We start from the raw sequence: 13,793 nt of genomic DNA, 5'->3' as shown, positions 1-13,793 counted from the left end.
TCCGGCCATCGTCGAACTGCCGAACGACGATATCTACGGCAAGCTGGCAGGACGAAAGGCATAAAAGGGCTGCTCCGGAAAGCAGCGAAAGCCCAGGATGTCTAGAAGCCATATATACCCGACCCTTTCAGACGCGCTTCAAGCCGGCGCCGTTCAGCCAATGTTGATGGATTGTTGGCCGCGCGCAATGCCGCATAGTCACCGGCCGTCTGGGCTTGCCCTCCGATGGTCTCCTTATCGATGACCGCGTCTCACGATCGTCGTGCCCGCGCCGTAACTGGCACCGTAGATATCGATGACATATCGATGGCCGGGTACCAGTGGCTCGTCGGATTCGCCGTGATAATGAGCCGGGATTTCGGGGTAGATGATCTTGTTTTTGCATTTGTCGTCGTCCAGCCCCAAGTCGCGATTCACTGTCCAAATGTGCGGCGAGTCGATTTCGTCTTTTCCGTCTACAAGCTTGATGATGTTGACAGTGTAGATGCACGGCGGGTGGTCTGTCCCGTCGGCTGATGCGATCACGATGCGGCCATCGTCCAGTTGCGTGACGGTGATTTTCACCGCAAGCTGGCAGGACGAAAGGCATAAAAGGGCTGCTCCGGAAAGCAGCGAAAGCCCAGGATGTCTAAAAGCCATATATGCCCGACCCTTTCAGACGCGCTTCAAGCCGGCGCCGTTCAGCCAATGTTGATGGATTGTTGGCCGCGCGCAATGCCGCATAATCACCGGCCGTCTGGGCTTGCCCTTCGATGGTCTCGTTGTCGAATGTACGGCTCCGCTTATCATATCTGTATACCGCATTCCGATCAAAACCCTGATCGAGGGATGGGCCGAACACCAGTTCATCGGTGACGTACCGATCGCCAAAATTCTTGAAGCCAAGGCGCTGATATTGCGCGACATGGTAAAATTCGTGTATAAGGGCCTTTAGGCTTCGGTCATTATTTGAAAAATCGCTACGATAATGCCATAATAAAGTGCTTATTGCACATGTCGTCGTTATTTGTATTTTTGTGGCTTCGATTCGGTCCATTAATGGAAAATAAAATCAACGACCTTCATTTGAAATATCCTGATACCTTGATATCGATTATTTATCACACAATCTGGTGTCGGAATAACGATGTCGGGGGTATTTAAATTCACCATTTTGTGCATTATTGTCGATTCGTCGTTGTCACTTGGTGAATCTGATAGGATCTGTGCCCGGGTCACTTGGTCCGGATTTGCGCGTAGAACCCGAACAGCGACGGTTCGCGATCGACTTCACGACATCGTCGACCCTAAGACCGCGTGGGGCGAGGATGCCGCTCTTCCTCACCACGCCCCACGGATGGGCTTCAGTCGCGATGCTGCCGTCTGCACGGGTTTCCAGGTCGGACGATTGCAACCACCAGGCATCCGCGGCGTCATAGCGGATCGGACGCAATAGCTTCTCGTAATCGGGGGGCGGGTTGAGATCGTCGGCCTCGGGGGGCGGAGCGAATGGCGCTGTCACCGGGATGACGAAGCTGCCATCCCTGCTACGCACGAGGCTATCGGACATCTCGACGATACGGTATCCGCCCGATCTGTCCGATTTGAGATAGAACAGGAAATATCGGATGCGGCTATTATAGCGGGTATGCAGGCCCGTGTTGATGGTGACGGTCGATCCGGCCACCCGTCCGGCTATCACCTCCTCAACATCGAAGGTAATACGAACTGGCCAGCGAATAATGATATCATCGTCCTCGGGAACTGAGAGCCAGCGATACCGTGGCGCACTGGCAACCAACGCTACGTCGAAGCATGGCAGGGCCTGTACCTCGGCGGACGACGCTGCCTGCGGTTTGACGGGTTCGGATGGATCGACCTGCTGGAGCGCCTTGCTAAAAGCTTGAGGAACTGCCCATGTTGCCAGGATCAATCCAAAGGTGAGCGCTATTCCCGCCAGCTTGCGCATCTCAAAGTTTTCCCTGCTTCGCTTTCTTTGCCTTCGGGGTAAGGTGTTTTTCCTGGGCTGAAGTCAGATTGTGCTGAATAGCCGAAGCTTGCGATTTAGTGACTGCTGTCAAGGGCGCCGTGAAAATCAATTGACCGTCGACCATTTCATGCCAGCCGACCTTGGTATTGTAAACGGTCGCATCGGAATGATGTCTTTGAACAGTGCCTCGGTGTCGCCACAACCGTGATTTGTTCTCGCAAAGTCAATCTGTGTGTCCGGCCGCGCGCGGCGAGGGGCGCCTGTGAAATCGTGGACCGTCCTTCATCGGGGGCGACGGCCTGGCAATAGCGCCTCCAACTTGCTGAGGCGCGTATCGGTTTCCCGGATCAGGCAGCCCAGCCAGAAGAACTGGGAATCTTGGCCGAGGGCGTCGCTCCCGCCGGCTTCCTTCGTACAGGTCTTATCGAGCCGTTTGAGCCATGCCCGCTCCTCGATCCGCAATTTCCGGAATCGCGTCGGTGGCAGGGTTCGCCGAAGTTGCTGATAGGTTCGGTTGAGGGCGTTATCGACCCGGTCGAGTTCGGCACGCTGACAATCGAAGATCTTGGGCATCACGGCTCGCGCGGCGCTGGAGCATCGCTCATAGGCGCTTTCGACCGCCTTGCCCCCTGTATCCGCTTGGCTCCGGCCAAAGGCCGAACTCGGGATTGGCAATACGACGCATAGGGAAGCGAGAATCGAGTTATAGCAAGCGATGCGGAATCTTGATGTGAAGCGCTGGATCATCGACTGCCCTTCTGTTCGTCGCTTAGCATCTGCTGGGCAGCGGCTCGTTCCGATGGATATCGTTTCTTTATCACGTCGGTAAATTGTTTAGCTTGCCCAAGCAATTCCCTTCGCTTCTTTACGATTTCTGGGGCAGGTATTTTGGGAAGCTTGGCTGCGTCCGCGATTGCGATCTCGCGCTGCTTGGTGACATAGGCGGTGCGCCGATCATAGATATTGTCGATCAACGCCTGGTCGTAACCCGGGTCGGTTCTTGCCATGGCACGGTCCGTATCGCCGACTGCCTGCGACAGGATGAGCGCTGCACGTTTGTGCTGGACGGCAACCGACCATGCCGAGTTTCGAACAGCATCACTTCTGGAATCGAGGTCCAGCTTCGACTCCTTGCGGATGATCGTGACTGCCGGTTTGTAATGGGTTCGTTCGATGAACGCATGTTGTGCTTTGTGGAAGGCCTCGCGATCGCGGGCGGCGACAGCGCGCCACTGCTTGTCGAATTCGGCGTTGCCCGGTGTAAGATTCGCGAACTCGCCGGCCCAGGGGGCGAATTCGTTGCTTTTGAGAAAGGTACGCAACGTACCGGTATCGCTGGCAAGCTGGTAGCTGCCATAGGATTTGCCACCCTTGTCGTTCTTGCCAGACGAGATGGTGCCCGGTCCGCGACCACCTGTTTCATATTGGGTTGATAGCACACCCAGTTCGCGTCCGCTTTTCTGTCTGGCCGGGTGATTCGACAGTGATTCCAGCCATCGCTCCATGTCCGACTGCCGAGCGAACTCCGCGTCCGTCAGGGATCGCATATCGGCGACGCGTTGCGGATCGGCGGCGACGATGACGTCGGGCTCGGCCCGTTCGGGTATTGCTCTCGATAAAATGCCGGGCAATGGAACCTGCATTGGGTCAAGTGTGCTGGCGGCATGCACCACACTGCTGTCGGCTTCAGGCCGTGTCCCGAAAGCGCTGCTGTAGTTTGGCAATTCTGCCTGCGCCTCATTGTTGGTCATGACGGTCTGGGGCTGCTGATCACCTTCCGAAGCGCCCGCCAACACCTTGTACCCGCCCGATTTCCACCACCGGATCGCCTCGCCGGCGGTGTAGGTGAACGGCACCAGCCCCTCGGCGATCAGCGCATGGCCGAAATATTTGTCCACCTCCTCATAGGTCGCGGCACGCTCGCCCTTCGTGACCTCGTCGAGGTCGTCCATCGTCCGCGACATCAGTGCCATCGCCATATAGCCACCCTTGGGATGCCGCATGCTCAGATGGTCGGGCACCTTCCAGGTCGAAGGTGGTCCGTCCCAGGGCGAGGGCGGCGGGGCAGGCTGCCGCTCCGGGCGCGGACGGGCGAGGTGCGCGTTCTCCTCCAGGAAGCGATGCATCCATTGCTCGTCCGTCTCCTCCTCCGGTGCTGGCGGAGCCTCGGGCGGGCGGTTCGGGTCCGCCTCGTCCGGCGCGGTGACGGCGTCGGGTGAGGCTGTTGTCAGGTCATCCTGCGGGTCGGTCGGGATCATGCGGTGCCTCCTGGAACGGGAGGTCAATTGCGCATGGTCGCGGCCGGTTTTGAATCGACCCTACCCCGCCAGCCGCCCGATCGACGCCAGCAGATCGTCGCGCATCGCCATGCCGGTGGTGGGCGTGGGCAGGCCGGGCCCCGCCGCGAGCTTTGCGAACACCACTCGCCGCTTGCCCCCGCCGTCGGTCTTGTCCGCCCAGCCGACGAACCAGCCGAGCGGCTGAGTCCTGTCCTGATGCCCGTCCGGGGCGTTCAGCCAGCCGCTCCCGGTCTTGCCTTGGACGCGCCAGCCACCGCTGCCGTCGAACAGCGGCAGGATCTCCTCGGTCAGCGCACAGGCCTGCGCCGAAAGCAGCTTTCCCGCCAGCAACCGCCGCAACATCGCGACCTGCTCGTCGGGCGAGACGGCGAGCGAGGACATGAGCCAGGCGTTGATCAGCCCGTCCCCCTTGCCCGGATTGCCGCTGACGTCTCGATTGCCATAGCCCAGCCGGTCGACATAGGCCTTGAACCGCGCCGCCCCGAGGCGCTTGGTGATCTCCCGCGAATACCAGATCACTGAATTCAGCTCCCAGCTCGTCGGGTCGGTGCGCTGCTTCTCGACCGCCCGGCTCGCCTCGTGAACGGCCGGGTCATAGTCCCAGGCGGGGGTGCGCGCGTCCTTCAGGATGCCCGCGTCATAGCCCATCAAGGCCAAGGGAATCTTGAAGGTCGAGCAGGGCGAGAAGCGCGTTGCGCATTGGCCCGACCGGTGCAGCACCTTGCCTGTCGCCTGGTCGACCAGCAGGGTCGCGCGCGCCGGTTGCGCGATGATCGCTTCGGCAGTCCCCGGAAATCCGACGATTCCAGCACCTGCGCCAAGCAGCAACCGTGTCGTGAAGGTCCGCCGGTCGATCGCCATGTTCATTCTCCTCTGTCCCGATGATGCGCAGGCTAGGGTGGGCAGGGCCCCGCACACAAAGGATCAAAGCTGGCACGAGCCCCTAGATTAACTTATGGCGCGGCGATGGTCCGCCCGCATCTGCCGCTCAATGCCCTGCGCGCGTTCGAGGCATCGGCGCGCCACCTTTCCTTCACCCGTGCCGCGATCGAGCTGTGCGTGACGCAGGCGGCGGTCAGCCATCAGGTGAAGGGGCTTGAGACCCGCCTGGGCGTCCAGCTGTTCCGCCGCCTGCCGCGCGGCTTGGCGCTCACCGATGAAGGGCTGGCGCTGCTCCCCGCGCTCGCCGACAGCTTCGATCGCATCGCCGAACTGGTCGAGGGCATCGGGGGCGGCATGACGGTTCAGGTCCTGTCGGTCGCCGCGGTCGGCACTTTCGCAACGGGCTGGCTGCTGCCGCGGCTGCCCCTGTTTCGCGCGGCCCATCCGCGTATCGACCTGCGCCTGTTCACCAACAACAACCGGGTCGACATCGCGGGCGAGGGCCTGGATTTCGCGATCCGCTTCGGCGACGGCGCGTGGCACGGGACGGAGAGTGTCGCGCTGATGGAAACGCCGCTGACCCCGCTCTGTACTCCCGCCATAGCCCGCACCCTGGCCGAACCGCGCGACCTGCTCGCCGCCACGTTGCTCCGCTCCTATCGCGCCGACGAATGGCCGCGCTGGTTCGCCGCGGCCGGTGTGGCCGCGCCGCCGCTGCACGGCCCGGTCTTCGACAGTTCGGTGACGATGGCCGAGGCTGCGATGCAGGGTGTGGGCGTGGCGCTCGCCCCACCAGCGATGCTCGCCCGTCCGATCGAGCACGGTGCGCTGGTCAGGCCCTTCGCGGAGCAGGTTGCAACCGGCCGCTACTGGCTCACCTGGCTCAAGTCGCGCACGCCCAACCCGGCGATGCTGTCGTTCCGGGATTGGCTGCTGGCGGCGGTAGCAGGTTAGGGCAGGCGGGCCGACGCAATGGCCATCGGCGTCGGATTCGTCATCCGGCACATCGCTTATCGGCGCGTCTGCCCCGCCCGGTAACCGCCCCGGCGACCTTTATCGTTTCGGCCTGCATCCGGATCGCCTCCTTGCACGTAGCTGGCGCGTAGCGCCAAGCGGGAGGCAGGATGACCGAACTGGACAAAATCACCGACAGCATCGTGGCGTTGCGCGCATTACTGGTGCTGGACATGGACGCGCTGGACATCGCTGAAAGGCGTCTGTTGCGGGCTCATGTCGAACATTGCATCCTCGACCTGCAACGCCTGTTGTCGCGCCTCATCGCGGCGCCGGACGCCGTGCTCGATGGTGCCTGGGAAAGGGAAGCGGGCGCCGGGTACGATCAGTCCATAGTGAACCATATGGGCGTAAAGCCTGAAGGCTAGGGAACCGGTCGCAATATTTCCTGGCACCGCGCGTCGAATGCCGTCGCCAGCGTTGCCAGGCTCACCGTGCCCAGTCGGGCGATCAGCAGGGCCTCGGCCTCGTGTAGGGCATCGTCGAGGGCGGCGTTGACCACCTGCTCGACCGCGCAGCCGGGGTTGTCGCTCTCATTGCCGATGGCAAAGAGAGTGGGGCCACCCACTGCGCGATGAATGTCGAGCAGCGAGACCGAGTCAAGGTCGCACGCGATCGACCAGCCGCCGCCATGCCCCTTCTCCGACCGGACATAGCCGGCCTCGCGCAGGCCGGCCATCGTGCGGCGCACCACCACCGGGTTGGTCCCCAGCATCTTCGCGATCGTCTCCGACGTGGCGGGCCCTTCGTGCCGCGCCATGTGGAGCAGCACGTGGAGCATCCGCGAAAGCCTGCTGTCCTGTCTCATCGTCCCTGTGTCGTGATTGCACGCGTCGATGGCAAGTCACGAACATACTCGACACATCATAAGTTGCGTGACATCAGGCGCGCTCACCAAAAGCGGCGTCGCCCGCCGATCGCGAGGGAAGAATATGAGCGCGAACCTCAACGACCCGGGTTTCTGGGACAGCCAGTCCGAATATCAGAAAATGGCCCATGCCTTCACCTCGGTCTATGCGGGGCAGGCGTGGCGGCAGGCGGGGTTGCCCGCCGGAGCGACGGTGCTCGACATTGCCTGCGGGGCCGGCGCGCTTGCCCTGGTGGCGGCGCGGGGCGGGGCACAGGTGCTGGCGACCGATTTCTCGGCGGGCATGGTCTCCGCGGTGCTATCGCATGGCCTGCCCAATATCGATGCGCTGGTGATGGACGGCCAGGCGCTCGACCTGCCCGATGCGTGTTTCGACGCCGCCTTCTCGATCTTCGGCATCATGCTCTTTCCGGACTGGCGCCGCGGGCTGGCGGAGATGGCGCGGGTGGTGCGGCCCGGCGGGCTCGGCTGCGTGGCGAGCTGGACGCATCCGGGTGGGGCCGCGTCGAACCTGTTGCTGGCTGATCGTGTCGCCGCGCTGTTCCCTGGTGTCGTTCAGCCCCGGCCGATCGAGGGCATGAACGAATTCAGCGATCCCGCCCGGTTCGAGGCGGCGATGGTCGCGGCCGGCTTCGCCGACGTGCGGATTAGTCGGGTGACTCATGATTTCATGCTGGACATGGCGGCGCTCGCGGACCCCGGCCGGATATTCCAGTTCAGCCCGATCTGGGCGGCGCTCGACGAGGAGCAGCAGCAGGAGGCGTTCGCCTCGATCCGCGCCAGCGTGGCCGGGGCGGGTGGCAGCTTGCCGATTCCGTCACCGGCGTTGATCGCGATCGCGCGGCGGGTGTAGCGCGCCGGTACGGGGCTGGCGGACGACGCGACCAGCCCTCTTTGCTGCCACATTCCCGCGATTGGCCCCGAAAGCCGCCGGCGTACGTTCTCGCGCCAGATGAACGGAATCAGCCCAGCCAACACGCCCCGGATCCGCAGCGCGGCAATGGTCGTCAACGCGCGGTCGCGCCGGGGCAGGGCGTTGTTCGACCGGGCCTGCGTGCGGTGCGCTGACCTGCCTTACCCGGTCGACGCGCACGCCGTGGATGATCCCGCCCAACTCGGCGCGGTGGTGAAACGGGCGCTGGCGAAGAAGCCCGACCTGCTGATCCTCGGGGGCGGGGACGGCACGATCAGCGGGCTGGTCGACTATCTGGTCGGCACGGAGACGGTGCTGGCGGTGCTGCCGCTCGGCACCGCGAACAGCTTCGCGCGCACGCTTGGCATCCCGGTCGACATCGACGGCGCGCTTGAGGTCATCGCTGGCGGACGGCGGCGACGCATCGACCTCGGCATGATCGACGATGATTATTTCGCGAACGGCGCCGCGATCGGCATCGCGCCGCGCATCGCCCAGTCGGTGCCGCACGCGCTCAAGAAATATCTCGGCCGCGCCGGCTATCTTGGCTGGGCCGCATGGGAATTTCTTCACTTCCGCCCCTTCACCCTGATCGTGGGCGAGGGCGCTGCGGCGGAACGGCTGGCGGTGGTCGAGGTGCGCATCTCGAACGGGCCCTATCATGGCGGGACGGAACTCAACGAGCAGGCGGCGGTGGATAATGGCGCGATCGTCGTCCAGGCGGTGACCGGGCACGCCAGGACCCGGCTGATCAGGAACTGGGTCACGAGCATCCTCCGCCTCGATGCGCGGCACGAGACGGTGCGGTATTTCTCCGGCACCGAACTCCGCATTGTGACCGAGCCGCCGATGGCGATCTCGATCGACGGCGAGCTTCTGGCCAGGACGCCGGTGACGGCGCGGGTCGCGGCAGGGGTGATTGAGGTGCTGGTGCCGTGATGCGCGATATTTTCTTCAGGATCTCGGGTTTGCAATACGCTTCGTCGACAGGTTGGGCGATCGCTCGCGTCACTGTTTGGTGCCGTTATCTCGTCACTATTGTCCCGCTTCCCGCCCGATATCGATTGTCCGGCAGGGGATATAATAGTGGTCCAAAGCGCCGGAGGTGACATAACCAAGATTATGACGCTCGGGTCTCAGGCCATGTTCTCGAGTGAAGACGATATCCGGACCGTCGTCAGTGCCCACTTTGAATACGGTAAAGTTATTGCCAAACAGATTAACGCTATGTACCCGATATTCCAGAACCGTAACGCCGACAACTCGCACGTTGCTGGCACTGCAGCCGATATTAACAAGTATAATATTTTGTATCAGTAGAATAAAAATAATAGATGTGACTAATAAGGTGCCTGCTGCGATAAGTATTCTGACCATGTAATTAATCCGGACTATCACCGGGATGCAGTCGTGGGCGTTGGAAATACGGTGAACATTTCGCGTTGCGCGTAACCTGCCCTAATAGCCATTCTTGCTGGCTCGGAGGGAGGCATGTCGGGAAACAATTTGCTCAGAATCCGCAGATTGTGATTATTGGTTATATCCTGCAGGCGATCGCCTCTCAGTTCAAGGTTGCCGTGGATCGGGAAGTTTGATTCGTGGCCGTCTTCGATCCATTGCGCTGGGCGCTGACAGCGGCGCCCCCCCAGCACCTTGTATCCATTGCTCATCCGTCTCCTCCTCCGGTGCTGGCGGAGCATCGGGCGGGCGGTTCGGGTCAACTCCGGCGCGGCGACGGCGTCGGGCTGCGGCATGTCGATCGTCGGCGGTCGGTTGGTATTCGGTGGCGAGAAGGGATCGATAGCGTCAACCATTGGGGCTCTCCCTGATGTCGCACCCGCCCTGGCGCGGATGCGGGCAATGTTGAATCAAGCAGCGACGCCTCAGCGCAGCGCCGCCACCCGCGCCGCGAACGCCTCTTCGCGCGATTGCCAGCCGGCCCAGACCAGCTCGGCGACGAAATCGTCCAGACCCATTCCCTCGCGCCGCGCGGCCTTGATGATCGCCATCGTCATGTCGGGGTCGCGCGCCTTCAGCGCGTGCAGCGAGGCCGAAGGCATCCGGCCGGGCCGCTTCTTCGTGCGCCAGTGCGGCGTCTTGTTGGCCACCGGCGCGGTCGCCTTGCCGGTCGCCAGCACGGTGATGCGCCGGGTGCGCTGATAGCGCTCGACCTGGATCAGTCCCTTGCGCTCCAGCCGCTGGACAAGGTTGACGGTGGTGCTGATGGAATCGCAGCCGCAGCGTTCCTGCAGCTCGTCGCCGGTCGGCGCGGTCCGCCCGGCCTCGGCCGCCTCGGTCACGCAGGCAAGCACTTCGCGCTCCCAGGGCGAAAGGGTGATGTCGTCCATATCGGTCTCCTTCAGGCGGAAAGCGGCGCGGTGATCAGCGCCAGGCGCGCGCGTTGTGCTGCGGTCAGGGGTTCGGTCGCGGGCGACGGGTCGATGGGCCGCCAGTGGCGGTCGTGCGTCGCGATCAGCATGCGGATGCGCGACAATTCCCAGCGCCGCACCGCCATCCCGGTGCAACGCTCGCGGATCTCGGCGACCGCCGGGAAGAACCGGCATTCCCGCAGAGCTCGCGCGCACGCGGCGCCCAATATGTCGGCGGGGATATCGCCCAGCCCCTCGGCATAGAGTTCAAGCCGGGCCTCGGCTTCAAGGTCGCTTGCCTTGCCGGCGGGAAAGCCAAGCGCGAGCTTGCCGATCATCCGCCTGATCTCGCGCGGCGCTGCCGGGGTCAGCGCGGCTTCGGTCGCCACCGCCAGCGCGGCCAGCGCGCCGCGCTCCTCGGGCGTGCAGACATGGCTAAAAGCCGGTGCCTCCGCCACCAGCGCCGCGAGCCTCGGATCGCAGCACGGCGCGGACGAGAGGGTTTTGCGGCTCGCCCGGGTCACGGGTGGTTGCGGATCGGGATGGGGGGCGGTTGCCATGGCGGCTGGCTCCTCTGGGGTCGTCACGGGGATCGAAGATCTGCGCCCAGCCCTTCTCGGCGGCATGGGCGAGCAGCCTGCCCGGGGGCCAGTCGTCGTCGGCCTGTGCCGCGAGATCGCGGATCAGCTTGCGGTACGCGGCATCGGTCATCGCCAGCCGCTTGGTCCGGCGATTGGCGAGCAGGTCGCGCCAGTCGTTCGGGTCGCAGCCGTCCGGGCAGGGAAACCGCCGGGCGGGGCCCGCCCCTCGCGCGGGTGCCCCCACGGGTACGCGGGGGTTGGGATTAATTTTTGGGGTCTGGGGGCTTTTATCAAGGGAAGGGGGGATGGCGCCCGTCACGGCCGATGCCGCGTCATGTGACGCGTTACCGGCGTTATCGTGTGGGGCCGCAATCTCCGTCTCCCCTCCGGGAAAAGGGTCGGGGAGAAGGGTAGTATAGTGCGGTGAGGCCGATGTGTCGGACTGCCCCTCTCCCCGGAGAGGAGAGGGCGAAGAAGCCGCGTCCTTCCCCTCCGTCACCCCGGACTCGTTCCGGGGTCCACCGTCCCGCGAACTCAACGACGGTGAGGCTTGTGGAGCGGTGGATGCCGGAACAAGTCCGGCATGACGATGGGAGGGGGCTGGGTCGGCATCCTCGCCAAGGCCCCCGGCACCGGCGGCCATATCACCCCCGTCGGCCTCGACCCCCTCGAACAGATCGCCCGTCTCGTCCCCATGCAGCCGATCGCGATAGCGTCGCTGCCGCCGGGCATTGCCGGCGCGCTGCGCTTCGCGCCGCGCATCCTCGCGCGCCGCATCGGCCTTCACCGCGGCGACGATCACCTCGGCCGAGGCGCCCGCCGCAAGCATCGCGTCCAGGATGGCGGAATCGATCATGCGCGCTCCCGCATCGGGCACGCATCGCGGGCGACGGATACATCATCGCCGCCGCGGGAATTCCCGAACGGGCACCCCGCCATCTGGCAGTTCCGCGCTTCCGGATGCCAATCCGATATGCCGCACGGCGCGCACCGCCCCGGATTCAACATGGCGCCCACGCCCATAGAATCCGGCAGGCTTGCTTGCTGGCTCACGACTCGCTCCCGCTGTTTGTTCCTTTTATGTTCTCGTAGGAAATTTCCTACATTGCAAGCGCGCAATTGATTCAAGAGAGTCATTCGCCCGGTTAGCCCCTCCGGAACAGGAGGTGCCGATGGCCATGACTATTCCGCCAATCGAGGATGCGAACGCCTTTCCGACGTCCGAACCCGCCCAAGGTCCGCCGACGCCGGATACTGCCCGGAATGCTGCCACCCCACCGCAGGCACCGCAGCCAGCACCGGAGGAGGAGACGGACGAGCAATGGATGCATCGCTTCATCGAGGAGAACGCGCACCTCGCCCGCCCGCGCCCTGAGCGGCCGCCTGCCCCGCCGCCCTCGCCCTGGGACGGTCCACCCTCAAGTTGGAAGGTGCCCGACCATCTGAGCATGCAGCATCCCAAAGGCGGCTATATGGCGATGGCACTGATGTCGCGGACGATGGACGACCTCAATGAAGTGACCAGGGGCGAGCGCGCCGCGACCTATGAGGAGGTGGACAAGTATTTCGGCCATGCGCTGATCGCCGAAGGGCTGGTGCCGTTCACCTACACCGCCGACCAGGCGATCTGGTGGTGGAAGTCGGGTGGATACAAGGTGCTGGGGGGTGGCTCTGTCGATGCCCAGCCGATGCCATCCGATACCACTTCGGCTCATTCGCCTGATCAGGACCTTGGCGCGAATCTTCACGACGAGGAGGAGCCCACGGGTGTACCGCACCCGAGCCCGGCTCCGCTGCTCAGGGGTGGCCCCGGCGAGTCGTTCACAACCAACGCTTCCGCGCTGGACGAGACGTGGGAGGCGCAACGCGACGCTCTGATGAGGTCGTCCGCCTACATCAATGCCAAGGGCATGGTGAGCGACGATGGAGTCGACCCCCAGGGCAAGGCCGAAACGACGAGAAAGGCCCCGGCAGGCGAGCCGTCACAGGCCGCGACATCACCGACGAAGCCTGCCGATATGTTCAGGGATATCCAAGGCTGGGGCGCCCCCAAGTTGGCGCCGACCAAGGTTCCGCCTCAACCCGTCTCAGTTCCGACGCCGCGCCAGACCCCAGCCAAACCGGCCACCGTGGCGGGCGCTCGGCCCGGCGTCCTCAAAAGGGGCTGGCCGGTGCCCGGCGGCGGTTATACCGCGCAGAAAGGAAAAAGGGATTCGCGGGGCAAAGCCTATTCCGACGGCAGCTATGATCTCACCGGGCAGAAGAGAGGCGGCCGGAAGCACAAGGGATATGATTTGCCAGGCGAGATCGGCGCCCTCGTCAGTGCCGCCGCTGATGGTGTCGTGGCGGAACCGCCCCGAACCGAGTACGAGAAGATCTGGACGCGCGATGAGACCGGCGCGATCAAACGCGACAAAAATGGACAAAAACTCTTTACACTCGGCAAGAAGGTGGTCGGCTGGGGAAATTATGTCATTATCCAACATCCAGATGGGTATCGAACGGTCTACGCGCATTTGCGGGAAGTGCCGCGGCTGAAGAAAAACGATCCGGTTCGCATGGGTCAGGAAATTGGCCGGCTGGGCGTTACCGGGAATGCCGCGACCAAGGGCAGCCACGTTCATTTCGAAGTTCGCAACGGCACGATGTCTAAAACCTACGATCCTGGTGATTGGCTTGCCGGACGCCTGCCCGCACTCCGCCGCTGAAACGACGCATTCGGCCGACCATATTCTTCGATATGTCGGCGATGGATTGATCGGAACATTTGAAGTACAGATAAGTAGACTCGGACAGGGTGATTGTGCAGATGGGGAGCGGAAGGATTGGTCTCGGCATGGTGGCGGCGCTACTCGCGCTTGCGGGGTGCGGTAACGACACGCCTTCACGCCCTGCGC

General features: G+C 63.4%; 18 protein-coding genes. 6 read left to right on the top strand and 12 right to left on the bottom strand.

The genetic code is table 11. The features are described from left to right. Positions 1-234: 234 nt before the first annotated feature. The 6 genes from P0Y59_15070 to blaOXA form a co-directional block, all read right to left on the bottom strand. Positions 235-564: a hypothetical protein gene (locus P0Y59_15070; GenBank protein WEJ98264.1), complete on the bottom strand. Its 330-nt coding sequence runs from the start codon at positions 562-564 to the stop codon at positions 235-237. Between the two features lie 64 nt (positions 565-628). After that, positions 629-1,036 (bottom strand): hypothetical protein, encoded by a 408-nt coding sequence (locus P0Y59_15065; GenBank protein ID WEJ98263.1) that lies wholly within the window; start codon positions 1,034-1,036, stop codon positions 629-631. A gap of 144 nt (positions 1,037-1,180) precedes the next feature. After that, positions 1,181-1,948, bottom strand: a complete 768-nt coding sequence (locus P0Y59_15060; GenBank protein ID WEJ98262.1) for a hypothetical protein — start codon at positions 1,946-1,948, stop codon at positions 1,181-1,183. A gap of 303 nt (positions 1,949-2,251) precedes the next feature. Further along, positions 2,252-2,716: a lysozyme inhibitor LprI family protein gene (locus P0Y59_15055; GenBank protein WEJ98261.1), complete on the bottom strand. Its 465-nt coding sequence runs from the start codon at positions 2,714-2,716 to the stop codon at positions 2,252-2,254. Beyond that, positions 2,713-4,227, bottom strand: coding sequence for a hypothetical protein (locus P0Y59_15050; protein WEJ98260.1), 1,515 nt, complete (start codon positions 4,225-4,227; stop codon positions 2,713-2,715). Before P0Y59_15050 ends, P0Y59_15055 begins: the two co-directional genes overlap by 4 nt. A 60-nt stretch (positions 4,228-4,287) precedes the next feature. Beyond that, entirely contained in the window at positions 4,288-5,130 is an 843-nt protein-coding gene (gene blaOXA, locus P0Y59_15045) for a class D beta-lactamase (protein WEJ98259.1), read from the bottom strand. Positions 5,131-5,235: 105 nt separating this feature from the next. Here blaOXA and P0Y59_15040 point away from each other — a divergent pair, with 105 nt between their 5' ends. After that, entirely contained in the window at positions 5,236-6,105 is an 870-nt protein-coding gene (locus tag P0Y59_15040) for a LysR family transcriptional regulator (GenBank protein ID WEJ98258.1), read from the top strand. Positions 6,106-6,275: 170 nt separating this feature from the next. Continuing rightward, complete coding sequence (locus P0Y59_15035) at positions 6,276-6,533, top strand: hypothetical protein (GenBank protein WEJ98257.1); 258 nt, start codon at positions 6,276-6,278, stop codon at positions 6,531-6,533. Here the strand turns inward: P0Y59_15035 and P0Y59_15030 are convergent. Next, positions 6,530-6,973: an Rrf2 family transcriptional regulator gene (locus P0Y59_15030; GenBank protein WEJ98256.1), complete on the bottom strand. Its 444-nt coding sequence runs from the start codon at positions 6,971-6,973 to the stop codon at positions 6,530-6,532. The two genes, P0Y59_15035 and P0Y59_15030, sit on opposite strands and share 4 nt — an antisense overlap. A 124-nt stretch (positions 6,974-7,097) precedes the next feature. Here P0Y59_15030 and P0Y59_15025 point away from each other — a divergent pair, with 124 nt between their 5' ends. Both P0Y59_15025 and P0Y59_15020 read left to right on the top strand, forming a co-directional pair. Then, a complete protein-coding gene (locus tag P0Y59_15025) occupies positions 7,098-7,886 on the top strand; it encodes a methyltransferase domain-containing protein (GenBank protein WEJ98255.1) in 789 nt (262 codons plus the stop codon). Between the two features lie 99 nt (positions 7,887-7,985). Then, entirely contained in the window at positions 7,986-8,885 is a 900-nt protein-coding gene (locus tag P0Y59_15020) for a diacylglycerol kinase family protein (protein WEJ98254.1), read from the top strand. 96 nt (positions 8,886-8,981) lie between these two features. On the opposite strand, the gene P0Y59_15015 is transcribed toward P0Y59_15020, so the two are convergent. The 5 genes from P0Y59_15015 to P0Y59_14995 all read right to left on the bottom strand — a co-directional run bounded on the left by P0Y59_15015 (position 8,982) and on the right by P0Y59_14995 (position 11,140). Continuing rightward, on the bottom strand, positions 8,982-9,323 hold the full coding sequence (locus P0Y59_15015; protein ID WEJ98253.1) for a hypothetical protein: 342 nt from the start codon (positions 9,321-9,323) through the stop codon (positions 8,982-8,984). A 17-nt stretch (positions 9,324-9,340) separates the two neighbouring features. Beyond that, positions 9,341-9,760, bottom strand: coding sequence for a hypothetical protein (locus P0Y59_15010; GenBank protein ID WEJ98252.1), 420 nt, complete (start codon positions 9,758-9,760; stop codon positions 9,341-9,343). Positions 9,761-9,829: 69 nt separating this feature from the next. Continuing rightward, positions 9,830-10,294 carry a hypothetical protein gene (locus tag P0Y59_15005; protein ID WEJ98251.1) on the bottom strand — a complete coding sequence of 155 codons (465 nt, stop codon included), beginning with the start codon at positions 10,292-10,294 and terminating at the stop codon, positions 9,830-9,832. 11 nt (positions 10,295-10,305) lie between these two features. Next, complete coding sequence (locus P0Y59_15000; protein ID WEJ98250.1) at positions 10,306-10,773, bottom strand: hypothetical protein; 468 nt, start codon at positions 10,771-10,773, stop codon at positions 10,306-10,308. After that, complete coding sequence (locus P0Y59_14995) at positions 10,751-11,140, bottom strand: hypothetical protein (GenBank protein ID WEJ98249.1); 390 nt, start codon at positions 11,138-11,140, stop codon at positions 10,751-10,753. Before P0Y59_14995 ends, P0Y59_15000 begins: the two co-directional genes overlap by 23 nt. Positions 11,141-11,479: 339 nt before the next feature. Between P0Y59_14995 and P0Y59_14990 the strand changes: the two genes are divergently transcribed. Then, positions 11,480-12,019 carry a hypothetical protein gene (locus P0Y59_14990; GenBank protein WEJ98248.1) on the top strand — a complete coding sequence of 180 codons (540 nt, stop codon included), beginning with the start codon at positions 11,480-11,482 and terminating at the stop codon, positions 12,017-12,019. 49 nt (positions 12,020-12,068) lie between these two features. After that, the gene (locus tag P0Y59_14985) at positions 12,069-13,604 is read left to right on the top strand and encodes a M23 family metallopeptidase (protein ID WEJ98247.1); all 1,536 of its coding nucleotides are present in this window, start codon (positions 12,069-12,071) and stop codon (positions 13,602-13,604) included. The last annotated feature ends 189 nt before the right edge of the window (positions 13,605-13,793 follow it).

This window comes from Candidatus Sphingomonas phytovorans, assembly GCA_029202385.1.
Classification (GTDB): domain Bacteria; phylum Pseudomonadota; class Alphaproteobacteria; order Sphingomonadales; family Sphingomonadaceae; genus Sphingomonas; species Sphingomonas phytovorans.
This window is presented reverse-complemented; position numbering and strand designations above follow the sequence as displayed.

Bases quoted from the DNA above. Each gene is read 5' to 3' on its own strand.
- P0Y59_15065 (WEJ98263.1), bottom strand. From the start codon at position 1,036: ATGGACCGAATCGAAGCCACAAAAATACAAATAACGACGACATGTGCA.
- P0Y59_15060 (WEJ98262.1), bottom strand. From the start codon at position 1,948: ATGCGCAAGCTGGCGGGAATAGCGCTCACCTTTGGATTGATCCTGGCA.
- P0Y59_15055 (WEJ98261.1), bottom strand. From the start codon at position 2,716: ATGATCCAGCGCTTCACATCAAGATTCCGCATCGCTTGCTATAACTCG.
- P0Y59_15050 (WEJ98260.1), bottom strand. From the start codon at position 4,227: ATGATCCCGACCGACCCGCAGGATGACCTGACAACAGCCTCACCCGAC.
- blaOXA (WEJ98259.1), bottom strand. From the start codon at position 5,130: ATGGCGATCGACCGGCGGACCTTCACGACACGGTTGCTGCTTGGCGCA.
- P0Y59_15040 (WEJ98258.1), top strand. From the start codon at position 5,236: ATGGTCCGCCCGCATCTGCCGCTCAATGCCCTGCGCGCGTTCGAGGCA.
- P0Y59_15035 (WEJ98257.1), top strand. From the start codon at position 6,276: ATGACCGAACTGGACAAAATCACCGACAGCATCGTGGCGTTGCGCGCA.
- P0Y59_15030 (WEJ98256.1), bottom strand. From the start codon at position 6,973: ATGAGACAGGACAGCAGGCTTTCGCGGATGCTCCACGTGCTGCTCCAC.
- P0Y59_15025 (WEJ98255.1), top strand. From the start codon at position 7,098: ATGAGCGCGAACCTCAACGACCCGGGTTTCTGGGACAGCCAGTCCGAA.
- P0Y59_15020 (WEJ98254.1), top strand. From the start codon at position 7,986: ATGAACGGAATCAGCCCAGCCAACACGCCCCGGATCCGCAGCGCGGCA.
- P0Y59_15015 (WEJ98253.1), bottom strand. From the start codon at position 9,323: ATGGTCAGAATACTTATCGCAGCAGGCACCTTATTAGTCACATCTATT.
- P0Y59_15010 (WEJ98252.1), bottom strand. From the start codon at position 9,760: ATGGTTGACGCTATCGATCCCTTCTCGCCACCGAATACCAACCGACCG.
- P0Y59_15005 (WEJ98251.1), bottom strand. From the start codon at position 10,294: ATGGACGACATCACCCTTTCGCCCTGGGAGCGCGAAGTGCTTGCCTGC.
- P0Y59_14990 (WEJ98248.1), top strand. From the start codon at position 11,480: ATGACGATGGGAGGGGGCTGGGTCGGCATCCTCGCCAAGGCCCCCGGC.
- P0Y59_14985 (WEJ98247.1), top strand. From the start codon at position 12,069: ATGGCCATGACTATTCCGCCAATCGAGGATGCGAACGCCTTTCCGACG.